This is a genomic window from Micromonospora sp. ALFpr18c (assembly GCF_008868155.1).
Taxonomy (GTDB): domain Bacteria; phylum Actinomycetota; class Actinomycetes; order Mycobacteriales; family Micromonosporaceae; genus Micromonospora.
Genome location: NZ_WBKR01000289.1, coordinates 1 through 5,351, shown reverse-complemented (window position 1 = coordinate 5,351; position 5,351 = coordinate 1). Strand labels below are relative to the sequence as shown.

The window sequence follows — 5,351 nt, the reverse complement described above, 5'->3', positions numbered from 1 at the left end:
GTGGGGCCGAGTGCCGGAACAGCAGGATCGCGCACGGGTCGGTACGGCACCGGGGCGCCCGGCGGACCGGCCGTTGCTGGCGTCCCGGTTGACGCCGGCCGTGCCACCCGAGCCGGTGGTGGCCCGGCCCCGCCTGCTGCGCCGCCTGGACGAGGGCAGCGCGGGACCGATCACCCTGGTCGCCGCACCGGCGGGCTGGGGAAAGACGACACTGCTCGCCTCGTGGGTGCGGCTGAGCGGCGGCGGCGACGAGGCCGGCCCGAATGCGGTGGTGCCCGAGGACGGGGCAGCTCCGGCGGTGCCCGGGCCGGAACCGGCGTGGGTGTCGGTGGAGGCCGGCGACGACGGTGAACGACTGTGGGCGTACCTCGCGGCGGCGCTGCGGGCGGCGACCGTGCCGACCGACGACGGCCCGGTGCCCGACCGGCCGCCGCGCCCCGACCAGCTGGAAGCCCTCGCCGCCGCGCTCGCCGCCGCGGACCGTCCGGTGTTGCTCGTCCTCGACGACCTGCACCGGGTCACCGATCCGGCGGCGCTCACCGGCCTGGAGTTCCTGCTCCGGCACGCCGAGCAGCGGCTGCACCTGGTGGTCGGAGCGCGGGCGGGGCTGCCGCTGGCCCTGCACCGGCTCCGCCTCGCCGGCGAGCTGACCGAGATCGGCCCCGACGAGCTGGCCTTCACCGACGACGAGGTGGCCGACCTGCTCACCGCGCACGGGGCGGCGCTGCCGGCGGCTGCGGTGCGCCGGCTGCGCGACCGTACCGGTGGCTGGCCGGCCGCGCTGCGGATCGCCGCCCTGGCGGTACGCGGTCAGGCCGACCCGGAGCGCTGGGTGGGGCAGTTCGGCGGCGACCAGCCGGAGATCGCCGGGTACCTCCAGGAGGAGGTTCTCGCCGGGATCGATCCGGCCGACCGGGACCTGCTGCGCCGCACGGCCCTCACCGAGACGGTCTGCGCGGACCTGGCGCAGGCGTTGACCGGGCGCACCGACGCCGCGCAGGCCCTGGCCGACCTGGCCGGCGTCGGCGGTCTGCTGCACCGGGAGGACGGCCGCCCACCCTGGTACCGCTGCGACCCCCTGCTGGCCGACCTGCTCCGGGCCGAGCTGGCCCGGCTGCCCGCCGACGACCTGCGTGAGCTGCACGTACGGGCAGCCGACTGGTACGCCGGCGCCGGGCGCCCGGCCGACGGCCTGCGGCACGCGTTGGCCGCCGGCCGGTGGGACCTGGCCGGCGACCTGTTCGTCGCGCACTGGCCGGAGCTGACCCGCTACGACGGCGACACGGTCAGCGGTCCGCCGCCTCCGTCGCCGCCGCCGGACGTGGTCCGCGCCGACCCGGAGGTGGCCCTGGCCTGCGCCGCCGAGCGGGCGTACGCGGGCGACCTGCCGGCCGCCGGCGGGCACCTGCGCACCGCCGCCGCGTACGCCGGTGGTCTGCCGGTGCCCCGCCGGGACCGGTTCCTGCGGTTGGCCACCGCGCTGGAGCTGACCGTGGCCCGGCTCGCCGCCGATCCGGCGGAGGTCCGGGCCGCCGCCGCCCGGTTGCTGCGAACCCGACCGGCCGGGGCCGACCCGACCGGTCGGCCGGACGCCTCACCGACCAGCGGTGGGGGAGGCGCGATCGAGGACGCGGACCTGCGGGCCTTCACCGGCACCGCGCTGGGGCTGGTGGAGCTGGCCGCCGGCGCGCTGCCACACGGCCGGTTCGTCCGCGCCCGGGCGGCGGCCCGGGAGGCCGGCCGGGCGCGGACCGAGCTGGTCGACGCCAGTCGCGCCGCGCTGCTGCTCGCGGTGCGCGGTGACCTGCGCGGGGCCGAACGGGCGGCCCGGGACGCGCTGGGTATGCCGCCCTGCCGGGGCTGGTCCTGCCGTCTCGACTGCGGCTACGCGTACCTGGCGCTGGCCCTGGTGGCGCTGCACCGCGACCAGCCCGACGAGGCGGCCGCGAACCTCGCCCTCGCCACGTCGGCGACCGGCCCGGTCGGCCTTGCCGGCCCGGTCGCGGCGGATTCGGACGACGCGTCGGTCGGCGTCCCCGGTGCGGAGGCGGGGGACGGCCAACCGGGGGAGCTGGTGGCGGCGGCGGTCGCCGCACTGTGCCGGGCGCGCCTGCACGGCGACTCCGGCGACCCGGCGGCCGGCCAACGGCTGCTCGTCCGGGCGCGGGCGACGGTGACCGACGCCCCGGACGCCGCCGAACTGGCCGCCCTGCTGCGCGCCGCCGAAGCGGAGCTGCGGGCCGAGCGGGGCGACCTGGACGGCGCCCGCGAGCTGCTGGCCGGCGACGACACCGAACCGGCGCTCGCCGTGAGCCTCGCGCGGGTGGAGTTGCGGGCCGGCGACGCCGGTGCCGCCGGCCGGGCACTGCCGGACTGGCAGGCGCCGCAGGCGGACGCCTGGCCGCTACCGGTACGCCTGGACGCCGGCCTGCTGGACGCGGTGCTCGCCGAGCGGGCCGGGGACGGGCGGCGGGCGGGACGGATCCTGGAACAGGTGCTCGACCTGGCCGGCCCGCAGGGCTGCCGGCGGGCCTTCACCCGCGCCGAACCGCCGGTACGGGGTCTGCTGGCCGCGCACCTGGACGCCGGCACGGCACACTTCGCACTGGTCAGCGACCTGGTGCGGGACGCCGACCAGGCCCCGACCCGACCGCCGGTCGAACCGGCGGGCACCCTCGACGAGCCGCTCACCGAGCGGGAGCTGACCATCCTGCGCTACCTGCAGAGCATCCTGTCCAACGTGGAGATCGCCAGTGAGCTGTCCCTGTCGGTCAACACGGTGAAGACCCACGTGCGCAACATCTACCGCAAGCTCGACGCGACCCGCCGGCGCGAAGCGGTCCGGCGGGCGCGCGAGCTACGACTGATCTGAGCCCAGCGGCGGTCAGGCGTTGGCGGCGGCGTCCACCGCGGCCAGCAGGTCGGGCAGGTCGTACCCGGCCTCGTGCCGGACCTCGTTGACGAAGAGGGTCGGGGTGCCGTTCACGCCGCTGCGGATCCCGCCCACGAAGTCGCGGCGTACCCGGTCGGCGTGTATCCGGCTCTCCACCTCCGCGTTCAGCTCGTCCGGCGGCAGACCGACCTGCTCGACGCCGAGCGAGAGGTGCACCGGGTCCAACTGGTCCTGGTGCTCGTACAGCCAGTCGTGCATCTCCCAGAACCGGCCCCGGGTGGCGGCGGCCTCGGCCGTCTCGGCGGCGCGTTCGGCGTACGGGTGCACGTTGGCGATCGGGAAGTAGCGGTAGACCAGGCGTACCGTGTCGGCCCGCTGGCGCAGCAGCTCGTGCAGGTTGGGATACGCCGCACCGCAGAACTGACACTGGAAGTCGCCGTACTCGACGACCGTCACCGGCGCGTCGACCGGCCCACGGGCGTGGTCCTCGGCGGTCACCGGGTCGCGCAGGCGGGCGGTGACCTGAAGTGGCGTGGTCATCGGGCCATCACCCCCTGCCGGGCGAGCCGGTCCAGCGCGTCGAAGATGCCGTCCGCGCCCGGATTGACGTCGGGCGCGGAAAGGTAACTCCAGGCCACCGTCCCGGCCTGGTCGAGCATCACCAGCGCCCGCGCCGCTTCACCCCCCGAGGTGTACGCGCCATAGCGGCGGGCCACCTCGCCCTTGGGCTCGAAGTCGGCCAGCAGCGGGAACTCGATGCCCCGGGCCTGCGCGAACGCGCGGTGCGACCAGATGCTGTCCACCGAGATGCCGAGCAGCGCGGCCTGATACTGGTCGAACACCGGCATCGCCGCCTGGTAGAGCGCCATCTGGTCGCCGCAGACCGGGCTCCAGTCGGCGGGATAGAAGGCGAGCACGACCGGCCGGCCGCGGAACTGCTCCGGCCCGACCTCGTGCCCGTCCGGGGTAGCCGCCAGGGTGAAGCCGGGCGCGGAGTTCCCCGGTTGGATCAGCCCGTTCGGATCACTCATGCCCCCAGCCTGCGCCCGGGGCGGGTGAGGCCGGCTCACCCGCCCCGGGTGGTTCCACGCTGACGCTCAGCGCAGCACCGGGGCGACCGCGATGTGGTTCTGCACCTCCCGGACGCCCGGCGCCGACCATGCCACCTGCTCCACCTCGGCCCGCTCGGGCATCGAGTGCACCAGCCCGCCGAGCACCGCGGTGTCGCCGTGCACCCGCACGCTGACCCGTTCGGCCTCGGTGGCGCCAGCGCGGGCGAGCGCGTCGACGATCCGGTCGGCCAGGTTCTGGCCGTCCGGAGGCGCGGCCGGGCGGACGGTGATCCCGTTGCTCACCCCGCGTACGCCGGTCAGCCGGCTCACCGACCGTTCGGCGGCGCGGCGCTGGTACTCCCACTCGACCTCGCCGTGCAGCGTCACCCAGCCGGTCGAGACGGTGACCTGGAGCTTCTCGACGGGTACGAACGCGTCCCACTCCAGGGCGTGACCGGCCGCGGCGGCCAGGTCCGGGTCGGTGCGTTCGGCGCTGCCGGGCAGTCGGACGGCCAGGTCGTTGGCGACCGCCCGGACTCCGACGACGCGGTGTGCGGCCCGCTCGGCGGCCCACTTCTTCGCGTAGCCGTCCACCCGTCCGGTCAGCGTGACGACGCCCTCGTCGACGGTCACCCCGATCTCGTGCGGCTGCACGCGGGGCTCCCAGGTCAGTTCGTCGAGGACGGCGGACTGGATGTCCTGGTCGGTACGGCTGATCGTCGCGATGGCCATCTGTCCCTCCTCCGGTGCGTCGGGTGGCGGACCGGCCGGCAACCGGCACCGCAGGTCCGCCGGGATCCGATCCTGCCGCCGGCCGGGGTGAGCCGTCCTCGCCCGGTGCGGGTGACGGTGCCGCCCGGGGCTGGGCCTGCCTCATCCGTACCGGTCATGGACATCGATGATGGGAGCGCTTCCAAAGTGGCGGGGGATCGGTTACGGTAAGCCCATTCCTCGATCGCGGGAGCCGTCGCGTCGGGTGGTGGGAGCCAGGGCAGCTCCGAGCCGTCCCGTCGTGGCACCCGTCCCTGTCGTGGCACCCGTCCCTGTCGTGGCACCCGTTCCCACCGTCGCGCTGTCCCTGTCGCCGTGCTCGTCCCCCGGGCCACGGCGCCACCACCGGAGGTTGGCCCCGTCCCCCGGGCGTCCACCTCCGCGGGGGACCCGCAAGATGCGGAGAGGTCCGCCGGCACGGCCGTGTCCGTGTCGGCCGCCGGCTGCCGGTCGGCGTCCTCGGCCTCCTCGGCCTGCGGGCCGGCGGCAACGCCCCGCCCGGCCACGTCACCTGCGTGAGCAGGCAGGCCGAGCGGCCCGGGCGACACCACCCGGGCCGCACCCGATCACCGGTCCGCCGGGCTGCCTGAGGGGTCCGGCACCCGGCGGACCGGCCTCCGCCGCCCCCGCCGGGC

Annotated in this window: 4 protein-coding genes; 1 reads left to right on the top strand and 3 read right to left on the bottom strand. The window is 76.4% G+C overall.

Translation table 11 applies throughout. From position 1 onward, the window contains the following. Positions 1-2,872: LuxR C-terminal-related transcriptional regulator (locus F8271_RS29655; protein WP_370461995.1), on the top strand; the 2,872-nt coding region annotated here is incomplete at its 5' end. A 12-nt stretch (positions 2,873-2,884) separates the two neighbouring features. Here F8271_RS29655 and F8271_RS29650 read toward each other — a convergent pair. The 3 genes from F8271_RS29650 to F8271_RS29640 all read right to left on the bottom strand — a co-directional run bounded on the left by F8271_RS29650 (position 2,885) and on the right by F8271_RS29640 (position 4,677). After that, on the bottom strand, positions 2,885-3,433 hold the full coding sequence (locus F8271_RS29650; RefSeq protein ID WP_151493122.1) for a thioredoxin domain-containing protein: 549 nt from the start codon (positions 3,431-3,433) through the stop codon (positions 2,885-2,887). Further along, positions 3,430-3,924 (bottom strand): redoxin domain-containing protein, encoded by a 495-nt coding sequence (locus F8271_RS29645; protein WP_151493121.1) that lies wholly within the window; start codon positions 3,922-3,924, stop codon positions 3,430-3,432. The genes F8271_RS29650 and F8271_RS29645 overlap by 4 nt, the downstream gene beginning before the upstream one ends. Positions 3,925-3,990: 66 nt before the next feature. Further along, a complete protein-coding gene (locus tag F8271_RS29640; RefSeq protein WP_151493120.1) occupies positions 3,991-4,677 on the bottom strand; it encodes a BON domain-containing protein in 687 nt (228 codons plus the stop codon). Positions 4,678-5,351: the final 674 nt, after the last annotated feature.